Source organism: Lysinibacillus sp. FSL L8-0312 (genome assembly GCF_038003285.1).
Taxonomy (GTDB): domain Bacteria; phylum Bacillota; class Bacilli; order Bacillales_A; family Planococcaceae; genus Lysinibacillus; species Lysinibacillus fusiformis_D.
This window is the reverse complement of record NZ_JBBOOV010000001.1, coordinates 375854-400161: the sequence shown is the minus strand read 5'-3', so window position 1 is coordinate 400161 and position 24308 is coordinate 375854. Positions and strand designations below refer to the sequence as shown.

Sequence of the window (24308 nt, the reverse complement as noted above, 5' to 3'; positions counted from 1 at the left end):
CTCCTCTTCTTGAACAAGGGCTGTTGAAAAGGTGTCCATTTGCCATTTCCTATTGCCTATGTGTAGCTTTTGCAAACAGCCCTATTTGTTGTTACTTTTTCATTGCAATAATATTGGTAGAGCCCGCTCGTTGATAGCCAGATTTTCCGAGTGTAATCTCTTGACCCATTAAACTTGTGAAAACAACTGGTGTGATCACAGAAGGTACTTGGTCTTTAATCTGATTGATATCAGCCTTTAAAAGCATATCTCCACGCTGAATTTTTTGACCATCCGTGACGAACAGGTCAAAGCCTTTACCATCAAGTTTAACTGTATCTAAACCAACATGAATTAATACTTCCAGACCTGCATCTGATTTCAAGCCAATCGCATGCTTCGTTGGAAAAATCATCACCACTTCCCCATCAAACGGTGCATAAACTGTGCCATCCATTGGACGAATACCAAACCCTGGACCCATCAACCCTGCCGAAAATGCCTCATCTGGCACTGCTGATAATGGCAATAAATCACCTGTCATGGGCATTTCAAAATCATGGAAGTTCGTTGTTTCATTTTTGACTGCTTCTTGCACTACAGACTGTGCTGTTGGCACTTGTGTATTTGTAGGTGCTGGATTGCCTTTTTTCAAACGATCTTTGATAGCCTCTGCTAAAAACTCAACAGATGTACCAATAATCACTTGAACATTCGTTTTACTAATGCGCATTACCCCTCGTGCACCTGTTTGCTTCAATGTTTTTTCATCTACAACATCGGCATCCTGTACAGACAGTCGTAAGCGAGTTGTACAGTAATCCACTTGCTGAATATTCTCTTTTCCACCTAATGCTTCAATTGTATAGTAGGCACGTAAATCAACATCGTCAGAAATGGCAGCATTTGCTTCTCCATCCTCTTCCTCGTCGTCTTCACGTCCAGGTGTTTTTAAGTCTAATTTTTTGATTAAGAAATAGAATACAACAAAGTAAATCGCACCAAAGCCTAAGCCTAAAGGCAGTAAGAGCAATGGTTTATCTGCTAGACCTAAGTTTAACAAATAGTCAATTAAACCTGCCGAGAATCCAAAGCCATCACGGAATCCAACGATATAGGCCACAGCGAGTGCTATACCTGTTAGTACAGCATGAATACCATATAGAACTGGTGATAAGAACATAAATGAAAACTCAATCGGTTCTGTAACACCTGTTAAAAAAGCTGTCAAAGCGATGGAAAAGAACATCCCACCAACAACAGGACGTTTTTCTTTTTTCGCTGCAAAGTACATCGCCAAACATGCTGCTGGTAAACCAAACATCATGATTGGGAAGAAACCAGCTTGGAAATGTCCAGCTGATGGGTCTCCCGCTAAGAAACGGTGGATGTCCCCTTTCACCACTTCGCCCGCAGCATTCGTAAATTCACCAAAATCAAACCAAATGACTGTGTTAATGACATGGTGTAAACCAACTGGAATTAATAGACGGTTGAAGAAACCATACATTCCAACACCAAGTGATCCTGCGCCAATCATCCAATTGCCGACAGAATCAATACCACCTTGAATTGGTCCCCACACAATCGCTAAAATACTAGCTAAAATCGCCATGGTAATGGACGTAATAATCGGTACAAAGCGCCGTCCGCCAAAGAATGATAACCATTCTGGAAATTTCACATTATAATATTTGTTATATAATAAGCCTGCCGTAATACCGGCAATAATACCACCAAACACACCCATATCTAATTCTTCATTAACAGTTCCTAAAACGGCCACTAATACAAGATGAGCAATCGCACCTGCAAGTGCTGCGCCCCCACTGCTATCATGTGCAAATCCCATCGCAATCCCAATCGCAAAAATGATTGGTAAATTGCCAAGTATAGCATTGCCCGAAGCGGCCATAATACTAGCAATGTACTGGATTGCTTCATTCGGTACGGCTCCAAGCATATCCCCTGAACCTAAACGCAATAGTAATGCTGCTGCTGGTAATGTAGCGATTGGAAACATGAGAGACTTACCGATTTTTTGTAAGAAAGCAAACATTATTTATCCCCCTTTGGTATAGTTGTCTAGACCACTTTAGTAAAAAAAAAGCGTTTTCACTAAGTTGCTATTATTATAGGCGCAATTCAAAAAAAAATAAATACTTTTTTAATATTTCGTGTTGCCCAATAAAAAAACCGCACCCTAATTCAATTAGGGCACAGTTCTTATTTTAGATTATGCAGTTATATCACGTTTCATAAAGGTTGTATAACTAATCACAAGGAACAAGAATGCATAAACAGCAAGCACAGTTAAAGAGAAAGGCATCGTAACATCCGTAATCATGGAGCCACCACCATGTTCATACTGTGTTAAATCTGAATGCGTGAGCCAAATGTATTTGACAATATCGTATCTACTCAAGAACATAACAATCATGCCACCTGTAAAGGAGAGGAACATCGTTAAACCAATCGCTAATGAGCTTGAACGGAACACCGAACCTACTAAAAAGGCAAATAATGTAGACATAACAAAATCACCACCAGAAAGTAGATAATGATACGCTAAATCCCCCCATATAGCCTTTTCAACTACTTGACCATTGACGATTTCTAATTCGACACCTGTTCCCATACCAAACAAGACCAAGCCCACAAGAGCACTTACCACCACATTCACAGCATATAAGAATAAACCAAATAGGAAGGTTGACAGTAGTTTAGACGTTAACACTTTCGCTCGAGACATCGGACGTGTTAACAGCATTTTAATCGTACCCGTTGAAAATTCGCTCGACACAATACTAGCCGCTGTAATAACCGTAAATAACGTAACAAGTGTGAGCATACCACTTGTAAAGGACATAAAGCTCGCAAGACTATTATCCTTTTGACTAGGCGCATCATTAGCTAAACGATATTCAGAAATAGCGATTTGCTCTTCATAACGGGCCTTATCTTCCTCCATTGAATCATCACTTGCAAGCATCTCCTTGTTCGCTTGGATTGCTTGCTGCTCGATCTCCTGCCAGGAGCCTTCATCTGTTGATTTTACTTCATAATATTTCATGATAGCACCAGGAACAAGAATAACAAGAATGAGCATCGCCACCATTGCCCAGGTTCCCTTTTTATACCATAATTTCATCCACTCATTTTGAATTAGCTTCAGCAATTTGTCCGCCTCCAGTCATTTCTAAGAATTGATCCTCTAATGTTTTTTGATGTGGCTGTACAGCAAATAGTTGCATACCCGCTTGCACTAATTGAGTCGTCAATGCAGGAACATCCTCTTTCTTCATTTCCACTACATAGCCATCATTTTCAGCAACGAAATGGTAATCATGCTGTTCAAAATGAGCAGACAGCTGTTCTTTTGGCTGTGCCTCCACATAATAAAAGGATGAGCTTTCATTGTGAATATCACGGAGGTCAATGAGTTGCCCATTTTGAATCACTGCCACGCGATCACACATTAACTCAATTTCAGATAATAAATGACTCGATACAAAAACGGATACGCCATCTTCCGAAGCAATCTTGCGCAGGTACATACGGAACTCACGAATACCAGCAGGGTCTAAGCCATTTGTTGGTTCATCTAAAATTAAAAACTTTGGTCGATGTAGCAGCGCCTGCGCTAATCCTAGTCGTTGGCGCATCCCTAGTGAATACGTAGAAACCTTTTCATGTATACGGTTTTCAAGACCCACCTGTTGAACGACCTCTTGAATTCGTTCTTTCGTCACATTTTTATGCATACGTGCAAAATGGAGTAAATTTTTATAGCCTGACATAAATTTATACATCTCTGGATTTTCGACAATTACGCCAACCTTACTAATGGCTTCCTCATAATGCTCTTGTAGGGAAAGCCCATCAATAATGACATTGCCCTCTGTTGGATGCATCAGCCCGGTCATCATTCGTATGGTTGTTGTTTTCCCCGCTCCATTCGGTCCTAAAAATCCTGTAATCTGCCCTGGATATAAATCAATGTTTAACTGTTGAATTAATTGCTTGCCTCGAATTGTTTTCGATAAATTTTGCAATTGTACAATTGGTTCTGTCATATTTTTTCACCCTTTCTTATCCATTTCGCCTTGGCATAATGGTGTCCAGATTTTGATGGTACTTCTTCCACGATCAAAATCTATGACATCTGCCAGCGACTATATCCTCAATCAGTGGATGCTATTGAAGCAACACTGCTAAAATGCTTACTGACGATCCTTTCTTCACTTTGAGAGGTCGGTATCTTGTACTCAAAGACGATAAAATCCCTTCATCCACTCGACTGCGTCCTTATTCGCCACATCGCGTAAGGTTTCAACTTCTTCATAAGCCGTGATGGACCCCGCCTGCAATAAAATAATTTGATCTAAAATAGGTTCTACCTCATATAATTCATGTGTTGATAGCAAAATCGTTTGATTTTCGATATCTGTAAATTGAATTAAGCCCTTAATCAGCTGTTCTCTCACAATGGGATCAAGCCCAGCAAATGGCTCATCCATGACATAAAAAGGAACCTCTCGACCAAGCGTAGCAGCCATTTTCATCCGACCACGATTACCCTTTGATAATTGACGTAGCTTCGTATTTTTATTCACCTGTAAAAATTGTGCGACGATACAGGCCTTATCATAGGAAAAATCTTCAAATTGAGAGGCATAATACTGGAATAGCTGTTCGCCCGTATAATACTCAAAAAACAAATCCGTATCGGGTAAATAAGCAATTTGATCCGCACTTCTACGTGTGACAGGCTTGCCATTCAGTGTGACTTTACCGGCGGAAGGTCGTAATAAACCCGCTAATACTTTCATTAGCGTAGATTTACCACTTCCATTTTCCCCTACAAGCCCAATGATTTGTCCAATCGGGAAGGAAAAGGATATATCCTGTAAAATCGGCTGTTTCTTATATTGAAAAGACACATTTGATAGCTCTAACATACCCTTCACCTCACGCTTTATTTTTCAAAACATCAAGCATTTCTTCCTTTGAAAAGCCTAGTGCCTCAATCGATGTTAAAAAGTTTTCAGCTAGCTGATTTTTCATTTCTTCTCGTAATAATTCAATGCGTTCCTCATTGCTTGTAATAAATGTACCCTGACCTCGTTTGGTTTCCGTTATCTTCATCGCCTCTAACTCCTTATAGACACGTTGCACCGTATTGACATTCACACCTGTTTCAACTGCATATTCTCGAACGGACGGCAGTCGATCTCCCAGCCGTAACTTTCCCTTCAATATGTCCCCACAAATTCGATCGACAAGCTGGCTATAAATCGGTTTATCACGTGAAAAATCCATTGTCATCGTAATACCACCTTTTCAAGCCATTTGGATGCTGCTAAAAAGAGCAGTAGCATGAATAATGTCATTGCCACTTCTTCGACAACATAAAACGAACCTAGCATCCATTCCATTGTCATCTCTTTCCCTTTTGGTAAGTACTGTTCGATATGGCGAAGCGAAACTTCTCCACGGAGGAAGATCGTTTGGTACAGCTCACTTTCCGTCATTCGCACCCAACCAGCTGTCGTTAAATAAAATGCAGCCATTGTCAGCACAATCGAAAAACGTCCTATTACGCGCTTCAACTGCAAATAAAAAGCTAAAAAGAATAAAAGAAGGATAAATAGCATTAATTGGAAAATCATTAACACAATAACAACTAATACCAAAGTCAATAAAATTTGTCCAGTACTTACAATCAGTTCATCTTTAATATTGTAGATGGCTATACTCGTAAAAAGTGTATTGAAGAGGACATAGCCTATTAACGAGCAAACCAACTTTGCACCGATAAGCTTCGTGATAGAGCTTGTTGAATGTAACCAGCTCTCCTTTGCTTTAATATCCAAACGCAGCGTCGCTAAAAATTGTAAGACAGAATAAAATCCGCCTAGAACAAGGACGAGCATCGTAAAGGCAAATGCTAGTTGATTCTCATGCGCAAAGAGATCAACATATTGATGTAATACATAGGGAACGATCCAAGATAACATGAGACCAATAAATATCCCCACTAGAAACCATGATCGGTAAAGTACCCATTCTTTTTTTAAAAGCCCTGCAAAACTTTTCAACCTCAACACCTCATGTCATAGTGTACTAGTCAAATAGTACACTATGACTTTTTAATTTTCAAGTGGCAAATACAAGAAAAAGGAAAAAACTTTTTCTTTAGGTCTGTCCTTTTAAAAAGCCTTCCATTCCTTTATTCTTTTGCAATATGAATGAATATTTGATTGAATAAACGGGGCTCATTTGTGCATGCAGGAATACTTCTTTATCTAAACGTCGCTTCTCGAAGGTATTCGCATGTGAAAAACAGAATATATTGATAGCATTCTAAGAGATAAGGTGGTATTTGAATGGAGAAAAGAGTTGTCTTTGACTTTGAAATTGAGTTTACAAATGGAGGTGGCATACAAGGGCAGGAATTCCGTCTTGATCTTAATGGAGATGATATATCGGACGAAGAGCTAGCAAAGTATATTGTGGAAGATATGCGCTTGCTTATGGTAGATAAGGTGCAAATCCTCAATAAGAAAATTATTACTGAAAAGCATAAACGAAGCACTCTTAATGAGTAATAAGAAAGGATATGGAGCTAGTATTGCTTTTGATTTAAAAATTCCCTTCATCCTTTATTTATCAGCAAATGCAAAAACTCCATTTTGAAAAAAATGATCAAAATGGAGTTAATCTTTCTAACTAAGTATGGAATTTTTATAAGAATATTTAATCAATTAAATGAGCTTCTAATGCTTCTTCAATTTATTAAAATACCATAGTCTGTAAAAATCTTCATCATGTTTTGGACACTTATAATCAATTGCTATTTGAGAAAGATCCTCTATTCACTTATAGCTTTTAGAAGTTGATCCTTCTAATTATAGCTTCTGAGTTAAATTGTTAATAATATTACTTTTATAACTTCTCTAACTTAAATTTATTTATTCTATAAACTTCATCACAAAGAAGATCGATATCCTCTTGATTATGACTGGTCATAATAATTGTTTTCCCTTCCTTTTTATAATTAAGTAAGAGGCTACGTAAGTTTTCTACACTTTCAAAATCTAAAGCATTAAATGGTTCATCTAATATTAATACTTCTTGATTTTCCATAAATGCTTGTGCTAAAGCTAGCTTTTGCTTCATGCCTAGTGAATACTTCCGTACTTTCTGTTCAGCTGTGGGCTGAAGTCCAACTAATTCCATTGTTTTAATGATTTGCTCATCATCAATTTTATTCTGTATCATAGCCAGAGATTTTAGATTTTCAAAACCCGTTTTATTTCCTAAATATCCTGGCCTATCAATTATGACTCCAAAGTTCTTAGGAAAAGTTATATCCTTATGTAAATATTCTCCCCTGATTACTATTTCACCATGATCGGGTCTAACAAATCCACAAATCAACTTAAATAATACAGATTTCCCAGAACCGTTAGGACCTACAATTCCATATATTTTCCCCTTTTCAATAGTTAAATCTATATCTTGAAATATAGTTAAGCCCTTATAGGACTTTTTGACATTTCTTACTTCAATAAGGCTCATATATAGTCATACTCCCTCAAATATATATTTTTTGTTAAGTAAATAAAATATACATACCCCTTCAACTAATACTATAAGGATCAAATACAATGATACGATCATTGGTGATGTGCCATATATCAAATGGCTGTACCCATTTAAACCCACTGGAATGTATTTATAACCAGGGAATAATAATGCGATAAAGATGCCTATAGTAACCAAATTGGTTGAACTGCTCTTTGAAACTATTTGTAATGTAATCGACAGCAGAATGTAAATGCTTATTTGTAGAAAGCCATTGATAAAAAAGTGATATAGCAAAGAAGTAAATTTCATATCTTCCACTACTGTCACTCGAAAGGAAAATTCAATGCCCTTAAAATATGCCACTGTTAAAGTCAATATAAATATAAAAAACAAATACAATATTGCCATTAATAAAATATTACGCAACCATTCGCCCATCCATTTAAACATAGAGTTGTAGCGAATAATTTTGTAGTAGCTCAACTCAGAAAACTCACTTGCTAAATAGATTTGTGCCAAATATAAAAAGCCGAAGAAAATTACTATGTAATACAAATACGACAAAAAAGTATAACCCTCAGATGATGTACCGAAAAAATTAAGGAGAAATAGATCAATTACAGTATTACTTCGGGTATCTGCCATAAAGTAAGTTCCTAATACTAATACAAAAAGGTATACTACTATGCCCGTCTGAAAAGAAGTAAAGCTGACTATTTGTTTTCCATCTTTAAATTGCACGGCTAAATAGATTAATCCAAGAGAAACAATTGCTATTAAAGGGATAGTTAATGTGTTATTCCAAAGATTTAATGTTTGGAACATAACAACATAGTTTGATAAAGACAATTTCGCTAAATACTCAGGGAAAAGTTTCCAGGATACAAAAGAAAATATATATAGAACCGTAACAACAAAGCTTATCCATCTCCATGACTGAAGAAAGACATATATAGTAGTAACCGACATTAAAATAATAAATGTCGTAATAACGAACATAACTATTTGATATAAAAGAGCAAGAAGAGGGAGATCAAAATACTGTCTCATAATGGCAGTAGGTTCGAATAATTTACTTCCAGAACTCCATTCACTTGCAAAGGGAAGCCCTATACTCATGATGAATGCCACTAATAGCCAAACTATAATCGTCAAAGTTAAATACAATAAAATTTTCTTAGAAGCGATGAGTACCCACTTTTTATATGAGCCTAATCTGATCAATATATGATATTCAAAGCCTTTTACTAAAAAAGTTACATAGAAATATAAGAGGAATGGTAAAACGAAATAAATAATTAAGTTAACATCACTTAGTAATATTATTAGTAGATCCCAAGCATTAACAGGTGCATAACTTTCAATAATTGTTCTTCTTATTCCAAAACAATAAATAAAAATAACGAAACCCAACACATTCCACCTTAACTGCAGCAACTCATTGATAAGACTTCTCAAAATAACCATTCTGTCGAATTCCTTCTCTTAAGATATACATAACTCACAATCACAATTATTAATAAAAACATAAATGGTACAAATACAGTCCATAAGTCTTGTTGCATTATAGAGTACGGAAAAACTGTATATAATGGTGCAAACTTCGAAATACCTAACACAGCAGAAACAAAGCTCATTGCTTGATACCATACAAATGGTATCGATAAAGCAACAAAGGAATTATCTAAGATCAAGCATAAGATTAAAGGTAAAGTAGCATATAAAACTCCATTGATACCTACCCAGAGGGAGTATATAAATCCATACATAAAAGGTCCGTAAACTAAGAGTTGATCGAATGTTACCGTACCAGGCATATTCCCACTATCTCCAATATTAGTGATGAATGCAAATTGGGGGTTTATATATTGAGCAAAGAGGAATGGTAAAAACGCATACAAAAATGAAACCCCAAATGAAAGAAGTGCATTTACTATGATTTTAGCGTTCAAATAGATATTAAAATCTATTCTTATTTTGGTATATGTTAAATAATTATTATTTCTCTCATGAATGATTGTATCTGCAAAAACGAATAATACTAAAATTGGAAAAATCATTGCTCCAATACCATTGAGCAAACGCCCATAGAGATCAATATTGTCAGTGAAGGAATAGCCTTCATGGATTATTAAATATTGTATCCATACGGGTAAAATAATAATAAGAAACCAAGTTAGAACTCTATTAAACGTAAGTATTTGCTTAAATTCAACCCCTATTTGTTGTTTTAACATCTCTCTCTCCTATTCTTCGACTTAAAATAACAAACATCTAAAATAACGGTAACTTTACAAAATTCTAGTTTCCCTAATTAATAGTATCAACTCTAAAAAAGATAGATTAAATAGTAATTAATGAAAGGAGTAAAATAAAAAATAAAGTTTACTTATTAACAAAGACCATGTGGATTTAAAATCCTCATGGTCTTTAAATCTGTTTAAACAGGTTGACAAAATCCGTGAATTAGTTACCTTGGAATGTTCCAGTAACGGTGATAGGTAAAAATGATGTTACATCAGAACTGAATCTTGCTTGTATATATTTATCTTTTTTAATTGAATTTTCTAATAGATAGCCCTTATTAACATGAGATAAACGTACCCAAGGACCCGTATTTGTAAGTTTTGCCGTCTCTGCTCTTGCATCTAGTTTACTCTCGTTAGAGATAGAATCAATAAATAAATATCCATCCTTATCTGAGATAGATTTCTGTTGATATCCATCAGCTGATGATTGATTTAAACCAGGAACAGACGCATTGATGTTACGGGGCTCTGTAAGAGCTTGTACGTTTAACACGCCAGTTGTTAAAAGACCCAAGGAAAGTACTCCCGCTATTACTTTGCTATTTTTTTTCATCTTAACTTCTCCCTCCAACTAATAGTTTTTCCACTTAATTCAACTATAACTCGGTAAATTTTCAATCTCTAGAATGAGTAAAGGATAAAACTTTTGAGAAAATAGTAAATTAAATATCTTAATGTAATGGAATTTTCCTCATTATAAAGGAAATATATTCACCTCTCATCTGCATAAAAAACCCATTACTATTTGAATATACCATTATTCCATATTTTTTACAATATTATATTTTGGAGGTTACAACTTGAGACATTTATTTACTGCCTAACAATATCTTGAAAATTTTAGAGGGAAAGTTTAAAAACTTTTGTGTAACCTTATTCAGCAAATCTGCTTTGGTTCGTTTCAATATCTTCCTTCACAATCTTTATAGCAACTTCAAAAAACTATTTCACTTTCAGAAATCTACGAAGCTGAAATGATTTTTAATAAATTTTTACAAATTCACAGCTAGTTGAAAGCGATGCTATTTGATTTAGACGATACATTACTGAATCGAAGACTTTTGGAATCGACAGTTTCCTTGTTGTTTTTCTATCAATCAAAATACGTTGAATATTATCCATTCTATCAAAAAGCATGTACAAGTTGGCATTATCACAAACGGGTCGGCTCAGAGACAAAAAGCAAAAATCATGCACACTCATTTAACTAGCTGTTTCGATCTCCTCATTATTTCTGAGGAAGTGGGCTACAGCAAGCTTGACAAGCGCATTTTTGAACTTGCCTTAAACAAGCTTCAAGTGCAACCAGAAGATGCATTAATCGTTGGAGATGACTTAGAAAAGGATATCGGCGGCTGTCAGCATGCAAAGATCAAGGGTATATGGTTCAATCCATATAGGCGCAAAAATGATACTGACATCAGACCCTATGCAGAGATTCATTCGTTTGATCCATTAGCAAAAGGAAGAGCCCTGTTTGACTAGGACTCTTCCTTTATGTGTTAGACCATTTTCCCTACTACTTTTACCTTTAATCTTGTTGCATTTTCTGGATGATAGGCTAGTGGTGTTTCTTCTACTTCTACCAGCTCAATCGTCTCTTTAATGGCTCCTGCTAATACTGCTTGTTTCACCGCTTTACTTTGGGCATCCTTTAATGATTCCTCGCGAGGTTCCTTGGCATAAATATAAATTTGCTCATATTGACCACTAATTTGCGCAATAGAGGCACCGATGGCATTCGCCACACCACCATATTCATTTTTCACAATAGTGGAAACGCCTCGAATCTGCTCTGGCACGATAATCCCCCCACCGCCTACTAAGACCAGTGATACATCCTCTGAGGAGGTTTTCATCTTATCAATGGCCTGTTCCAGTAAGGAAGAAATTTCTTCTTGAACGGCTTTGGCAAATGCTTCATCTATATGTGCGACTAAAGTGGGGTCGCCTACTTCTGCTAAGCCTAGACGGACAGCGATATCCGTTGTTGTTAAAGTCGAGCCACCAAAGACAAGTGCCTCCTCACTAATTTGATAGCCTACACTATCTGGTCCAACTGTAATTTTGTCACCGTTCACACGAACAATACTACCACCGCCAAGACCAACTGAAATAATATCTGGCATCCTAAAGTTTGTCCGAATGTCTCCTACTTCCACAGCAACTGAAGATTCTCGTGGGAATCCATCCTGTAATACGCCTATATCTGAAGTCGTTCCCCCAACGTCCAGCACCATTGTATTTTGAATTTGGGATAAATACGACGCTCCACGAATACTGTTTGTTGGCCCACAGGCAATCGTTAAAATTGGGAATTGTTTTGCATAATCGATGGACATTAACGTACCGTCATTCTGACATAAATAAACGTCTACATTAAAAATACCTTCCGTTTGAAGCGCCTGGACAAAGCCCTGTGTTGTTGTCTCAATGACCTTACATAATGCCGCATTGAGAATCGTTGCATTTTCACGTTCAATTAGCCCGACAGAACCAATTAATGAGGAGCAGGAAATAGGAAATTCCTCGCCATAGACCTCTTGAATCCATTCACGAACCTGTAATTCTTGATCGTTTTTAATAGAAGAAAAGACACCAACAATTGCAATCGATTCTACTTGGTCGTGCCATTCCTCTATTAGTTTTTTAATTTCTTCTTGATTAAGAGCACTTAATAATTGACCATCGTATTCATAGCCACCATGTGCAATCGCATAATGACCCGACAATTGATCAATCATATCCGCTGGCCAAGCTGTATAAGGAAGTACTGATGCCGTTGCTGGATAGCCTAACCGAATAACACCGACTTTTGCTAGCTTTTTACGTTCAACAATGGCATTTGTACATTGGGTTGTCCCTAACATTGCATGTGTTATTTTTGCTTTATCAATATTTGCACCCTTGAGTAATTGTTGCAAGGACTTTTCAATACCCGTTTTAATATCTAAGCTTGTTGGTGATTTCACACTGTAAATAAGTTGACTATTATGATCTAAAAGGATGGCATCCGTATTTGTTCCGCCTACATCAATTCCAATTTTATACATGTTTTGCTACCTCCTTTTTCACCATTTCCTCAATTGGCATGTAATCATAATTATAGCCAAAGTATCTTGGTCCTGCTGTTTCAATGCCTTTTGCTGTACGCCACTTTTCATGTGCTGGTAAGCCAATCACACGCACACGTTTACCATATTTTAAGCTTTCTGTTGTAACAGGCAATAATGTTTCATAATCCACCAAACAAATTAAGTCTGGCGTCATCGCAACAACCTGCTCGTTTTTCTCTGCTAATAAGTTTTCATTTTGGAAATGAACCTTCATTTGATCGTTTTTATAGGAATCAATCCCTTCAAGATTCATTTTACCTAGATTAAAGCCACCTTTTGTTTCACGAATAACATCTACTATTTTTCCTTGGAATAGCTCATAGCCCTCTACAAGCGTTAAAAGATTTTCTAGCTTATCGTTCACCTCTTGATCTTTAGAGGCAATAATTTCACCGATTTTTTCAGAAAGCGTCACAATATGATGAACACCACTTTTCTTAATTTGTGCACCGGTCGTAGGATACAAGCTCACTAATGAACTTGCGCCCATCTCTACCGTTGCAGTTCGGGCGAGACGCTCCGTCCATTTATTATCAATGGTTTCAAAAATACCAATATTCCCTTTTTCATCTGTGATGGCCATTGGGGTTGCCGAAATTCCATCTAGGTTAAAGGTCACCATTTGTAATTCCGGGAATGCACGACCCATCCCGTCGCAATCAATCAGCGGTAATCCAAGCTGTGCAGCTACTACAATCGGAATCATCGAATTGACGCCGCCCGCTTCCATTGGATAAGTGCCTGCAATTTTTTCTTTTCCTAAATATTGAGCAAGCTTTTGGAATACCTTGACAAATTCATCCCCACGTGGAAATTTTTCTACTAACACGGAAGGTGCACCCATCATCGCTGCTGGAATGAAAAAGTCATCATCCCCAATTTCATCCACCGAATACAACTTCACAGGCCCATTTTTTTCGATGGCAGAAAGCGCCATAAGTTTCCCAATGTATGGATCTCCGCCTCCACCTGTTCCTAGAAATGCTGCACCAATGGCAATATGTTCAATAGCTGCTTGATCTAAATATCTCATCTATGTTCCTCCAGTATGACCGTTTTTTGTATGGATAGACGATACCCAATATAATAAATAACGAATGAAATAATAATGCCAATCATCGGTTGATTTGGCAGTGATGGCAACTCAGGGAATAAAGAGAATACCACTGGCATACAGGCAATCATAGCCCCTACTAACCAAGAAAATACGCCTAATCGATTGACCCCTTCCACCTCATGCCAGCTAGCTGCTTTGCCTTTATGAATCACCCAATAGGAGGCAATCATCACCCCTGCAACAGGTGGAATCATGGCCGATAAGATCGACATAATAGGTGTAAAATAATTTAATATCCCAACTACCGCTAAAATTGTGCCAATTGTTCCTGCAACCCCAATCGCTAAGCGCTCTTTGTTTTTGGCAACATCGAACACATTAATTAAAGCGATACCGCCAGAAATGGCATTGACCAAATTCGTTTTCCATGTCGCTAAAATCAAGCCAACCCCGCCAATAAACGGTGTTGCGATATGCAGAAAGACAGCTGTAATATCACTTGTCTGATAGGCAATCGTTAAGATGGCTCCTACTGCAATCATTAGTACACCAGCTGGAATAATGCCAAATGCAGCAGCCTTGACTACATCTGAACGTTTTTTGGAAAATTGCGAATAATCTCCCGCTATGACAGCCCCTAAAGCAAAAGATCCAATCGTTACAGCTAAACCATCCATAAAGTTCATATTCCCCTGTGGCTGATAGTCTCGAATAAGCTGTAGCTGATCGCCCGTTAATGTTTGCCCTAAACCGTAAAGGCAAATGATGACAAGTAATGGTACGGCGATATAGCTTAATACACGTAACACTTTCATTCCATAAAGAGCGGATACGACCATCACCATACCACTTATCAATGAAGCAAGCGGAATAGGTATATTCAAATGATAGATTGCTAGTAAATTCGCTAAGGCAACGCCACAAACATTGGCCTGAATACCAAACCAGCCTAAGCAAGCAATGGCTAAAATAATGGACAAAATAGTACGAGAGCCTTTTTTACCAAACACTTGCCCTGCCACATGAACAGTTGGTTTTCCTAAATCACTGCTTTGCATTCCTTGTAAAATCATAATGAATACGACAATCGCGTAGCCTACAAAAGCGACAGCAAGTGCCTTTGCTAGACTCATATTTGTTATGAGTGCGTTACCTACTAATAAACTGGGAATACAAATCATGGCACCCGCCCAAATAATGCCTAAGCTATACCATGATTGACCTTTGTTTTCGTTTTGCATATGACTCCCACCTTGTTATTGTTTGATTGGTTAATGTTCTTCATTATAAAAGAAAGGGTGGTTTCACGTCTTTTGCGTAAATGAAAAAAATAATCTGAAATTTTGTTCAAAATGACAAAATTTCAGATTATTCTAATCAATCATTAATCAATCGATACAGCATACAAGCCATATACACATCATAAAATTCTGCGTATACTGTGACATCTGTGCCAATCAACTCACTAATTTTTTTAATGCGATATTTCACTGTATTTTTATGAATATAAAGTAGCTCTGCACAGCGCTCCACACTAGCATTTGCGTCTAATAAAAAGGTAATTAAGGTCTGTAAGGAATCATGATCGCGCAAGATAGGTTCAATGACAGACAAATACTCTTCAATCATTTCTTCTCCCTGTATACTGACATCCATCGCCCTTTTCATGGAGCGTACTTCCGCTGCCGTAAACAGCTTTTGCATTGGATAAATGGTATGGGCCTTGTCCCCCACCTGATTGACCAATTGATACATTTGACGAACAGACTTTGTATTTCTCATTTTGGGCGCATAAACAATTTCCGCTATTTGAGCAGTATAGCTTGTAGTATCGTTAAATTCAGTGGCAATTTCAAATTCATGATGTTTATACAAACAATTCCCTAGTAACACAATTATACAATGATCAATGCATTGTATCACTCTTGTTTGGTAATACTTGGACAGCTGCTCTTCTAATTCATCGCGAATTCTTTTTTCGTCCGCTAAATCATGCATGTAGACGAGCCACATCATTTGAATGGCGGAAACATCTATATGAAGGAGATTCGCTAATCTTCTCATTTTTTCACTTTCATCATTAATAATGGCTTTCACTAAGGCATACTCACTTACCTCATCATGCTTGTCCCCCCATAAATTAATGGCTACTTGCACAACCTCACTTACTTTTTCAATCGTTTTGGCAGGCAGTTTTGTATTTTCTTTAATTAAGAATAAAAAGAGGGGCTCGCCATTTTTCTGATGCACTCTTTTATAGTCAACGACACAGGAGACATCACTTCTTTCTAGCTCTAGCTTTCCTGTTTCGTGCTGGAAGTTGGCCTGCGAGCATTCTTCAATAACGTTCGCTACATCTAATGATGAATTTCGTGGCCACATCACTTGATTCACAATATCAAAATGATTATTTGTGAGCACAATATTGGCTTTCAAACGATCTGAGAGCATTTTCAGCGTAATTTCAACACTTCTTAAATGCTCTGGCAGTAAGGATACCTTTTCCAACGTTTCTTTCACAAAATGATCATTCACACCTTGATTGCTAACAATTGCCTCCATTACCTCATAAATTACCTCGTTATAACGCAGTGAATAATCATTTCTTGGCATACAAATGATAATAAATCCTTGCGCCTCCGCTAAGTCAAGCACTTCCTTTGGAATATCGGGCAAGACAATACCGACATAATATAAAATAAGACCAAGCTCTCCTAAATCATGTAAATGCTGAATCGTTTCGCATTGCTGCTCCACACTATCTCGTATGGAGTAAAAAGAGCTAATGACAATCTCTTCTGCATACCATTCCTCTTGCACACGATTAATAATTTTAGAATAAAAATCAACATTGGATACCTCTAATACAGATAAGGAAGATACCGTACGATGTAAATTATTTCGACCTGTTAGCACCTCTGCCCCCCGAAAGGATGGCAATTGTAATAATTCATTGACCGTTACCCCATGCTTCACCACCACTTTTCTTCACAACTCTTTTGAAGAAGAATACCATATCCCCTACGATCTTTCAAAATACAGTTTTATCCTTATTTTAACTGCTAGCCTGTCGTTAATAATAAACTATTAACTATATGAATGAGGTAAGAGAGGACAATGAGGATGTCACATCAGACAAAAAGAGCTACCTCTGTTGGCAAAAAATCCGTGAAAGCTTACAGGCGGATTGCCAAAGCTGTTTCGGCTTATGCTGTACCGCTTTAAATATCGTTGCTTCCAGTGACTTTGCCATCAATAAACCAGCTGGCTCCCCATGCCCTAATTTACAGGATGACTATAGCTGTCATATCCATAGCAAGCTACAAGACACAGGCTTTAAAGGCTGTACGGTTTTTGATTGCTTGGGTGCTGGGCAGCAAGTGTCACAGGTCACGTTTCATGGACAAGATTGGCGACAATCCCGTGAGCATGCTGACAAGTTGTTTCGGGTTTTCCCAATCATGGAACAGCTTTACGAAATGCTTGCTTATGTAGCTGAGGCCTTATCCTATCAGGTGAACAGCACGCTTGATGAGCAGCTTCTAACGCAATTGGAGCAGCTACAACAAGCAAAATCACTTGATGCCGATGCCTTATTAGCACTCGATATGATGGCTATTCGTATGCCTGTCAATGCGCTATTACTACAAACAAGCGAACAAATTCGTCAACAGAGGCTGAAAGGCAAAATCACGCGACATTTGAATCAGCGTGGAGCGGATTGGATGGGCAAAAATTTAAAAGGCAAGGATTTACGAGCGACTGATCTAAGGGGTAGCTATTTAATCGCAGCCAATCTTCAAGATGCTAATTTACAAGCAGTAGACTTCATCGGGGCTGATTTACGTGGAGCTGACCTTTCGACAAGTCTGTTTTTAACACAAATGCAAATGAACGCCGCACAAGGTGACCGCTCTACTAAATTGCCTTCCTATCTGAAACGACCTGCCCATTGGCAATCAAAAAGGTAGATGGCGGTTTACGTACGCTCATCTACCCTTTATCGTTAGGCTCGTTTCTTTTTATAGATTATAGTAGCTGCCACTAACACAAGTAAGATTGCCTGCCCAATGATGGTTTCCGCTGTTGGATAGAAGCCAATCAGGCTAATGACAGGTAAGCCATCAACAATCGTCGTGGACAGATTATCCGTGAGCTGCAATGTATGCAGACTGGTACCAATAATTTTAAAGGCTAATACATAAATAAGCACCGTTGCGACAGCAAAAAATTTATGGATGGAGATTTTGCCACTTGCTTTAAATAATACAATAGCCAGTACAGTAAGTATAAGCAGTGCTATAACAATCCCAAGAATAAATTGCGAAGTCTCCATTTTCGGTGCAATACCCGCGTAAAAGACTAGTGTTTCGGCCCCTTCACGGAAGACCGATAAGAAACTAATGGCAGCCATCGCAAAAATAGAACCACTAGAAATGGCATTGCCCATTTGTTTCGAAATATAGCGATTCCAACTGACTACACTTGATTTACTATGCAGCCAAATACCAACACCGATCATCATCGCTGCTGCAACTAGCCCAACATAACCTTCCATTAATTCTCGATTCGTATCAATTGTTGCTGAATTCAAAATCGTGGACATGAGGATGGCAGCAATGGCTGATAATAGAACGCCGACAAACGCTCCAACATAAATCCATTTGCGCATCTTATTCTGTCCTGATTTATTGAGGAATGATACTAAGGCTAAAATAATCAGTAGCGCCTCTAGTCCCTCACGCAGCAAAATTAATGCAGCATCCCAAATTGTATAATCTGAATCCCCTTGAATCAGTTCGATTTCAGTACGGAAAGTATCTAATTTTTTTGTGATCGCTTGCTGATCGACGTTGGATTTTAATAAATCACTTGCGATAATCGGCATATCACTTTCGATTTTCGTATAAAGACTGCCATTACGTGTGGAAATTTCAATCTCTACACTTGGCCAAATGGTAATAAACTCACGTATTTTATCAGAAGCCGCCTGATAATCACCAGCATCAACAAAGTCCTTTGCCTCATCGATATAAGCAATCAATGTCGCTAACGAATAGTCCCCTTCAACCACTTCAGCTGTTTCGTTGCCAGCCACAAAATCCTCAATCGTTTGCTGCAAATCCTCAAATTGAGATTGCATAAGGGCTATATCTGGCTCCTCTGCCGAAATGGCGATACGTAGAAACGCCATTTGTGTTTCGATTTGCCCATACATCGCAATGCTTTGCTCACGCACAGGGCGCTCATTTTTATTCCATTTGCTATTAAAATCTTTGTAGGCTTCATCAATAGCCTGAATGTCCCCACTGGCTAAAGCTTTTTCGAAGTCTGCCATGATCGGCTTAAACTTTTGCCCAAACTCTGCTCGCTGTGCCGCTTCGTCCACTGGATTTTCAAGTTTTTCTAGGGCACGTAATGCATTCGACAGTGCCGACAACGCCTCTAAACGCTCGTCTTTGGATGTTGCTTCAGTAGCCTGCTCAAGCATTTCATCGACCTTTGCTTTGGCATCTTTCTGCTCTGAAGAAACTTTAGCCCAGTCCGCAGCAAATTGTTCGAGCGCCTGCTTGGCCTCCGTCTCTTTATCCTGCTTCGTATTCATCAGTGCATCACTAATCGCAATATATAAATGGCTATAAGATTGCGCTGCCTGCACAGGTAGAGCTAAAGTTAGGATTAAGGCAATGATAATACTACAGCGCGTTAAAAAGTGCTTCACCTAAATAACTCCCCTTTTGTACACCAGGGAAGCAAGCAAACACGGCACTGCCTCGATGGGTAATGTATTCATTCATTTTATCCATACGCCCTAAGCTATTTTGGATTGTTGTAAATTGGGCTGGGTCTTTTTGAAAAGAAATAAAGATTAGCCCTGCATCATGGGTTCCTGTATTCGACATGACACCCGATGCATACGAGTAAGAACGTCGTAAAACACGTGCACCCGATTTACGTGCTAAATGAACATGTGACGTATCAGGCATAATATAATTGCCCTTGTCATCCTTTGCCTCTACATCAAAATCATCAAATTCCTTTGTTTTGCCAAATGGTGCACCACTGTCACGATAACGACCAAATGTAGCCTCTTGATCTTTCAATGATGTGCGATCCCATGTTTCAAGATGCATTTGAACTTTTCGTGCGATTAAATAAGAGCCGCCCTTTAGCCAGCCTTTATCCACCCACACAATCTTATTTAAGTCTTTTTCATCCGTAATGGCTGGATTCACCGTACCATCCTTGAAGGCAAAGAGATTTCGAGGTGTCCCTCCACCAGCTGGAAACGAGTTAAAGCCAGCCTGTGACCATTTAATCTCTACTTTACCAGAAGCAGCTCGTACTAAATTGCGCACTGCATGGAATGCCACCTGTGGATCATCTGCACAGGCTTGAATACACAGATCACCACCTGTATATTCCTTCTGTAGCTGATCTTTAGGGAAATGTGGTAAATCCTTTAGCTCCGCTGGTTTTACATGCTGCATTCCCAGTTTATCGAATAGTGAAGGACCTACACCGATAGTAATCGATAAATTGGCTGCATCTAAGCCCTCTGCCTCTCCTGTATCACCTGTTGGTACTCTCGTATTCGTCGAAACATCGACCATTAATTCACCATTCATTAAACGCACAACAAGAGGTGTCCATTGCTGGAACAACTCTTGTAGTTCCTTCTTCGATGTCACTAACACATCTAAAGAAGCAAAATAAATATTCGTTTGAACAGGTGTCACGATACCCGACTGGTGCTCGCCATAGAAATTGATCTTATTGCTAGCCGTCGTGCTATCTGCTGCTGTCTCAAAAACATCATAGCCCATCGCTTTCATGACACCACCCAAACCGGAGGCACCGATGGCAACACCTGCCACACCGATGCTTGTCAGCTTCAACATATCACGTCTAGAAATTTTTTTATTAATCAATTTTTCTTCATTGGACGTTGTCATTTTTTTCACTCCAAAATGATCCCCATTTGACTTAATGGTTCACCAAGCTGATTCACCGCTGCCGCAAGTGCTTTCGTATTGTCTTCCGTTAATTCCTCATAGGATACATAACCACCATCAGCCGTTGCATGCTGCGCTAATAAATCGTCTACCGCTTTAAATTTTTCATCAAGTGTTGACACTAATGTTGAATCTTTCGCTTCTAATTTTGAGCGTAAAATTTCAAAGATTTTTTCTGCGCCTTCAATATTCGCTTTAAAATCATACAGGTCTGTATGTGAGTAAATTTCTTCCTCACCAGTAATTTTAGATGTTGAAACTTCATTTAATAAATCTACTGCACCAGTAATCATTAAATCAGGTGTCACTTCCACCGTTTGCACTAGTGCATGTAATTCCTTCGCATCCGCAAGCAGTTGATCTGCTACAGCCTCATAACCTTTAGTTGTATTTTCTTCCCATAATGCATACTCAAGCTTATGATAGCCTGTCCATTCTTCCTCGCCTTTTCCTTCTTCTTGAATATCCGCTAAACGTCCATCAATGCGAGGGTCAAGATCACCAAAGCTTTCTGCGATTGGCTCTGAGCGCTCAAAATACATACGTGCTGGCGCATACGCTGCTTTAGCGCCTTCAATATCGCCCGCCTTGAATAAATTCACGAATTTTTCTGTGTCCAGTAAAAATTGATCCATTTGCTCTAAAGCAAATTGCTGATAGGCTGATAGTTCAGCAGATAAATCCACCTCTTGTGTCGCTTGCTCTGCCTGTTCTGTTGCCGGCTTGTCCTCTTTTTTAGCTTCTTCTGTATTGCCACAGCCAGCCATTAAAATGCCCCCTGCTACTAATACCGACAAAAATGATCTGTTTTTCATACTTAGTACCTACTTCCGAATTAGTTTTATATTTGTGATGATAATGATTATCATCATCTATTGCAACAACTATTTTTTGAAATAGAAAAAAACGTCATTTTTCAGTTGATCTGTATACACAACTAGAAAAATAACGTTTTTTATACAATATAATGATTCTAATCTACAAGATTTTTGCTTGTTTCAAATTTTCATGTTTTCCATGTAAGAAATAATAAAGCACAATCGATACAAAAATGACAAAGACCATAGCAAAGAAGATCGCACTGTAGCCCATAGAAGGAACAAATAACCCTAAGAAATAAGGCCCAACACCTAAACCTAAATCATAAAATATAAAATACGTAGATGTCGCAAGTCCTAAACGCTCATTCGGTGTCACTTTAATAGCAATCGCCTGCGCAACGGAGTTGAAGTTTCCATAGCCAACCCCAATACAGGCAGCAGCGATTAAAAAGGCGATCGTTGTTGTCGCTGAACTAAAGGCATACATGCCAATCGCAAAAAGCACTAAGCAAGGATAAATAATAATATTAGCCCCTTGCGTATCTAATAATTTCCCTGTAAATGGGCGGGTAGCCAAAATGACAATGGCATAAATAATAAAGAAATAGCTTCCTGCTGATACTAAATGTAGCTCTTTTGCATAAAACGTCATAAAGGACATAACACCTGAGTAGGCAAAGCCAATAACAAGTGCCACAAAGGCAATCGGCACCGCACGCATTTCAATAAAGTTTGTCACCTTAAAGCCTGCCTTCACAGCTGTATCCGTCGCTTTTTTCGGTGCATCTGGTACGGTCACTATGAAGTACATAAAAAAGCAAATAATAGCTAAAACCGAATCGACTGCAAAGATCATGCGATAATCCTCAAATAATTGTGTTAATAAAATGCCAATGAATGGACCAATAGCTGTCGCTAAAATCGCACTTAAGCTATAATAACCAATCCCTTCGCCACGTCGTTCCGGCGGTAGAATTTGTGCAATAATGGTTCCCGTTGCTGTACTAGCTATCCCAAGAGCAATCCCTTGTATTAAACGATTAACCATAAGCAGCGGTAAATTGCCTGCTACAAAATAAGACATCGTGGATAACATAAATAACAGCAAGCCACAAAACAATGTTTTTTTGCTACCCCAATCACCAATAATACGCCCTGTACCAAGCCGCCCTAACAATGTTCCAATAATAAAAATACTCGATACCAGCCCCGCTGTACTTGTAGAAGCATTAAAATGCTCCACAGCATAAGCCGCGATGGTCACCATTAATAAATAAAAGATTAACGTAATGGTAAAATTAATAAGTGAGACAATTAAAAAATCCTTTGTCCATAGTTTCTTTCTAGTTGCTTCCACGTTACTCTCTCCTACTAATTGATATTCATACAAATTCTTGCTAAAACCTGTGTCGCAATGTCAATATCTTGCTTCGGCACACCTGCCAATGCCTGCACAAAAAACGGATTTAGATGCGACTTTATTTCCAGCACAAGCTCTTCCCCATGCTTTGATAGATGTACCAGTTTTTCACGCTTATCCTTGCCCGTCATCGTTTCCACATAGCCTAGCTCCACCAATTTATGTACAAGCTTCGTGACACTTGGCTTCTCTATAGACATGAAGTTAGCGATATCTACAAAAGAATGTGGACCCTTATCCTTCAAGAAACGAAGCACTGCCCACTGCGAGCTATATAACTGATAAGGTTCAAGCTGCACATTCAGCTGATTAATAAATGGCCTATACATTAAGCGGTACTGATTAAAAAATTCCTGTTCAATTGTCACACTATCACTTCCTTTTAAATTAGTTAGCCTAGCTAACTATATACTTAAAAAATCCATTTGTCTAGTAGGAAATAAGCGAACCCTTGCTCAGCAAGACAGGTTATAGCGCTCTTTTTGTGAGTTCTATCCTGTCCAATTGAAGCAAGCGTATACGCTTCTTTGTTCTATGCAAAAACTTCACGCATATCCTCCTCTTTCTCCACTCTATCCATCACTTCGTGCGTTCTATCCGCTACTTTCTCTAATTTATCCAACACTTTTCTTTTCCTATCCACCAATTTCACGCGTATCCTCCTCTTTCTCCGCTCTATCCATCACTTCGCGCGTTCTATCCGCTACTTTCTCTGTTCTATCCAACACTTTTCTTTTCCTATCCACCAATTTCATGCGTATCCTCTACTTTCTCCACTCTATCCATCACTCTGCGCGTTCTATCCACTACTTTCTCTGTTCTATCCAACACTTTTCTTTTCCTATCCACCATCCTCATGCGTATCCTCTACTTTCTCCGCTCTATCCACCACTCTGCGCGTTCTATCCACTACTTTCTCTGTTCTATCCAACACTTTTCTTTTCCTATCCACCAATTTCATGCGTATCCTCTACTTTCTCCGCTCTATCCACCACTC

General features: G+C 38.4%; 21 protein-coding genes and 1 pseudogene. 3 read left to right on the top strand and 19 right to left on the bottom strand.

Annotation, left to right across the window (positions count from 1 at the left end):
• Window positions 1–91 precede the first annotated feature (91 nt).
• The 6 genes from nagE to MHI22_RS01935 all read right to left on the bottom strand — a co-directional run bounded on the left by nagE (window position 92) and on the right by MHI22_RS01935 (window position 6089).
• On the bottom strand, window positions 92–2038 hold the full coding sequence (gene nagE, locus MHI22_RS01960) for an N-acetylglucosamine-specific PTS transporter subunit IIBC (protein ID WP_340810900.1): 1947 nt from the start codon (window positions 2036–2038) through the stop codon (window positions 92–94).
• Between the two features lie 177 nt (window positions 2039–2215).
• A complete protein-coding gene (locus tag MHI22_RS01955; RefSeq protein WP_340810899.1) occupies window positions 2216–3157 on the bottom strand; it encodes an ABC transporter permease in 942 nt (313 codons plus the stop codon).
• Window positions 3135–4055 carry an ABC transporter ATP-binding protein gene (locus tag MHI22_RS01950; protein ID WP_036117199.1) on the bottom strand — a complete coding sequence of 307 codons (921 nt, stop codon included), beginning with the start codon at window positions 4053–4055 and terminating at the stop codon, window positions 3135–3137. The genes MHI22_RS01955 and MHI22_RS01950 overlap by 23 nt, the downstream gene beginning before the upstream one ends.
• A 192-nt stretch (window positions 4056–4247) precedes the next feature.
• Complete coding sequence (locus MHI22_RS01945; protein ID WP_340810898.1) at window positions 4248–4940, bottom strand: ABC transporter ATP-binding protein; 693 nt, start codon at window positions 4938–4940, stop codon at window positions 4248–4250.
• 10 nt (window positions 4941–4950) lie between these two features.
• Window positions 4951–5307: a GntR family transcriptional regulator gene (locus MHI22_RS01940; protein WP_036117195.1), complete on the bottom strand. Its 357-nt coding sequence runs from the start codon at window positions 5305–5307 to the stop codon at window positions 4951–4953.
• Window positions 5304–6089: a hypothetical protein gene (locus MHI22_RS01935; protein ID WP_230593740.1), complete on the bottom strand. Its 786-nt coding sequence runs from the start codon at window positions 6087–6089 to the stop codon at window positions 5304–5306. The genes MHI22_RS01940 and MHI22_RS01935 overlap by 4 nt, the downstream gene beginning before the upstream one ends.
• 279 nt (window positions 6090–6368) lie before the next feature.
• Between MHI22_RS01935 and MHI22_RS01930 the strand changes: the two genes are divergently transcribed.
• Window positions 6369–6590: a hypothetical protein gene (locus MHI22_RS01930; protein ID WP_036117191.1), complete on the top strand. Its 222-nt coding sequence runs from the start codon at window positions 6369–6371 to the stop codon at window positions 6588–6590.
• 337 nt (window positions 6591–6927) lie between these two features.
• Here the strand turns inward: MHI22_RS01930 and MHI22_RS01925 are convergent, their stop codons facing one another.
• The 4 genes from MHI22_RS01925 to MHI22_RS01910 form a co-directional block, all read right to left on the bottom strand.
• Window positions 6928–7563, bottom strand: a complete 636-nt coding sequence (locus MHI22_RS01925; RefSeq protein ID WP_089932440.1) for an ABC transporter ATP-binding protein — start codon at window positions 7561–7563, stop codon at window positions 6928–6930.
• A gap of 6 nt (window positions 7564–7569) precedes the next feature.
• Window positions 7570–8985: a hypothetical protein gene (locus MHI22_RS01920; RefSeq protein ID WP_145991320.1), complete on the bottom strand. Its 1416-nt coding sequence runs from the start codon at window positions 8983–8985 to the stop codon at window positions 7570–7572.
• 41 nt (window positions 8986–9026) lie between these two features.
• Entirely contained in the window at window positions 9027–9809 is a 783-nt protein-coding gene (locus MHI22_RS01915) for a hypothetical protein (RefSeq protein ID WP_036117185.1), read from the bottom strand.
• A 229-nt stretch (window positions 9810–10038) separates the two neighbouring features.
• On the bottom strand, window positions 10039–10434 hold the full coding sequence (locus MHI22_RS01910) for a hypothetical protein (RefSeq protein ID WP_051891561.1): 396 nt from the start codon (window positions 10432–10434) through the stop codon (window positions 10039–10041).
• Window positions 10435–10931: 497 nt separating this feature from the next.
• Here MHI22_RS01910 and MHI22_RS01905 point away from each other — a divergent pair.
• Window positions 10932–11366 (top strand): annotated as a pseudogene (locus MHI22_RS01905) (HAD family hydrolase); the annotation flags it as partial.
• A gap of 17 nt (window positions 11367–11383) precedes the next feature.
• Here the strand turns inward: MHI22_RS01905 and MHI22_RS01900 are convergent.
• The 4 genes from MHI22_RS01900 to MHI22_RS01885 all read right to left on the bottom strand — a co-directional run bounded on the left by MHI22_RS01900 (window position 11384) and on the right by MHI22_RS01885 (window position 17036).
• Window positions 11384–12934: a hydantoinase/oxoprolinase family protein gene (locus MHI22_RS01900; protein ID WP_340810897.1), complete on the bottom strand. Its 1551-nt coding sequence runs from the start codon at window positions 12932–12934 to the stop codon at window positions 11384–11386.
• Window positions 12927–14030: a DUF917 domain-containing protein gene (locus tag MHI22_RS01895; protein ID WP_036117181.1), complete on the bottom strand. Its 1104-nt coding sequence runs from the start codon at window positions 14028–14030 to the stop codon at window positions 12927–12929. Before MHI22_RS01895 ends, MHI22_RS01900 begins: the two co-directional genes overlap by 8 nt.
• On the bottom strand, window positions 14027–15295 hold the full coding sequence (locus MHI22_RS01890) for a cytosine permease (protein ID WP_340810896.1): 1269 nt from the start codon (window positions 15293–15295) through the stop codon (window positions 14027–14029). The genes MHI22_RS01895 and MHI22_RS01890 overlap by 4 nt, the downstream gene beginning before the upstream one ends.
• Before the next feature lie 136 nt (window positions 15296–15431).
• Window positions 15432–17036 carry a PucR family transcriptional regulator gene (locus MHI22_RS01885; RefSeq protein WP_036117176.1) on the bottom strand — a complete coding sequence of 535 codons (1605 nt, stop codon included), beginning with the start codon at window positions 17034–17036 and terminating at the stop codon, window positions 15432–15434.
• 113 nt (window positions 17037–17149) lie between these two features.
• On the opposite strand from MHI22_RS01885, the gene MHI22_RS01880 reads away from it, so the two are divergent.
• Entirely contained in the window at window positions 17150–18025 is an 876-nt protein-coding gene (locus MHI22_RS01880; RefSeq protein WP_340810895.1) for a pentapeptide repeat-containing protein, read from the top strand.
• Between the two features lie 35 nt (window positions 18026–18060).
• On the opposite strand, the gene MHI22_RS01875 is transcribed toward MHI22_RS01880, so the two are convergent.
• From MHI22_RS01875 to MHI22_RS01855, 5 genes are all read right to left on the bottom strand, one after another.
• A complete protein-coding gene (locus MHI22_RS01875; RefSeq protein WP_340810894.1) occupies window positions 18061–19776 on the bottom strand; it encodes an FTR1 family iron permease in 1716 nt (571 codons plus the stop codon).
• Window positions 19751–21010: an iron uptake transporter deferrochelatase/peroxidase subunit gene (gene efeB / locus MHI22_RS01870; protein ID WP_036117173.1), complete on the bottom strand. Its 1260-nt coding sequence runs from the start codon at window positions 21008–21010 to the stop codon at window positions 19751–19753. Before efeB ends, MHI22_RS01875 begins: the two co-directional genes overlap by 26 nt.
• A gap of 5 nt (window positions 21011–21015) precedes the next feature.
• Window positions 21016–21885, bottom strand: a complete 870-nt coding sequence (gene efeO / locus MHI22_RS01865; RefSeq protein WP_340810892.1) for an iron uptake system protein EfeO — start codon at window positions 21883–21885, stop codon at window positions 21016–21018.
• A 163-nt stretch (window positions 21886–22048) separates the two neighbouring features.
• Window positions 22049–23248, bottom strand: a complete 1200-nt coding sequence (locus tag MHI22_RS01860; protein ID WP_340810891.1) for an MFS transporter — start codon at window positions 23246–23248, stop codon at window positions 22049–22051.
• A gap of 14 nt (window positions 23249–23262) precedes the next feature.
• A complete protein-coding gene (locus MHI22_RS01855; RefSeq protein WP_036117167.1) occupies window positions 23263–23679 on the bottom strand; it encodes a MarR family winged helix-turn-helix transcriptional regulator in 417 nt (138 codons plus the stop codon).
• Between the last annotated feature and the right edge of the window lie 629 nt (window positions 23680–24308).

What these genes read in the sequence shown, in the direction of transcription:
- MHI22_RS01940 (WP_036117195.1), bottom strand. Translation starts at nt 5,307, where the DNA reads ATGACAATGGATTTTTCACGTGATAAACCGATTTATAGCCAGCTTGTC.
- MHI22_RS01910 (WP_051891561.1), bottom strand. Translation starts at nt 10,434, where the DNA reads ATGAAAAAAAATAGCAAAGTAATAGCGGGAGTACTTTCCTTGGGTCTT.
- MHI22_RS01900 (WP_340810897.1), bottom strand. Translation starts at nt 12,934, where the DNA reads ATGTATAAAATTGGAATTGATGTAGGCGGAACAAATACGGATGCCATC.
- MHI22_RS01915 (WP_036117185.1), bottom strand. Translation starts at nt 9,809, where the DNA reads ATGTTAAAACAACAAATAGGGGTTGAATTTAAGCAAATACTTACGTTT.
- nagE (WP_340810900.1), bottom strand. Translation starts at nt 2,038, where the DNA reads ATGTTTGCTTTCTTACAAAAAATCGGTAAGTCTCTCATGTTTCCAATC.
- efeO (WP_340810892.1), bottom strand. Translation starts at nt 21,885, where the DNA reads ATGAAAAACAGATCATTTTTGTCGGTATTAGTAGCAGGGGGCATTTTA.
- MHI22_RS01925 (WP_089932440.1), bottom strand. Translation starts at nt 7,563, where the DNA reads ATGAGCCTTATTGAAGTAAGAAATGTCAAAAAGTCCTATAAGGGCTTA.
- MHI22_RS01895 (WP_036117181.1), bottom strand. Translation starts at nt 14,030, where the DNA reads ATGAGATATTTAGATCAAGCAGCTATTGAACATATTGCCATTGGTGCA.
- MHI22_RS01950 (WP_036117199.1), bottom strand. Translation starts at nt 4,055, where the DNA reads ATGACAGAACCAATTGTACAATTGCAAAATTTATCGAAAACAATTCGA.
- MHI22_RS01890 (WP_340810896.1), bottom strand. Translation starts at nt 15,295, where the DNA reads ATGCAAAACGAAAACAAAGGTCAATCATGGTATAGCTTAGGCATTATT.
- efeB (WP_036117173.1), bottom strand. Translation starts at nt 21,010, where the DNA reads ATGACAACGTCCAATGAAGAAAAATTGATTAATAAAAAAATTTCTAGA.
- MHI22_RS01930 (WP_036117191.1), top strand. Translation starts at nt 6,369, where the DNA reads ATGGAGAAAAGAGTTGTCTTTGACTTTGAAATTGAGTTTACAAATGGA.
- MHI22_RS01880 (WP_340810895.1), top strand. Translation starts at nt 17,150, where the DNA reads ATGAATGAGGTAAGAGAGGACAATGAGGATGTCACATCAGACAAAAAG.
- MHI22_RS01945 (WP_340810898.1), bottom strand. Translation starts at nt 4,940, where the DNA reads ATGTTAGAGCTATCAAATGTGTCTTTTCAATATAAGAAACAGCCGATT.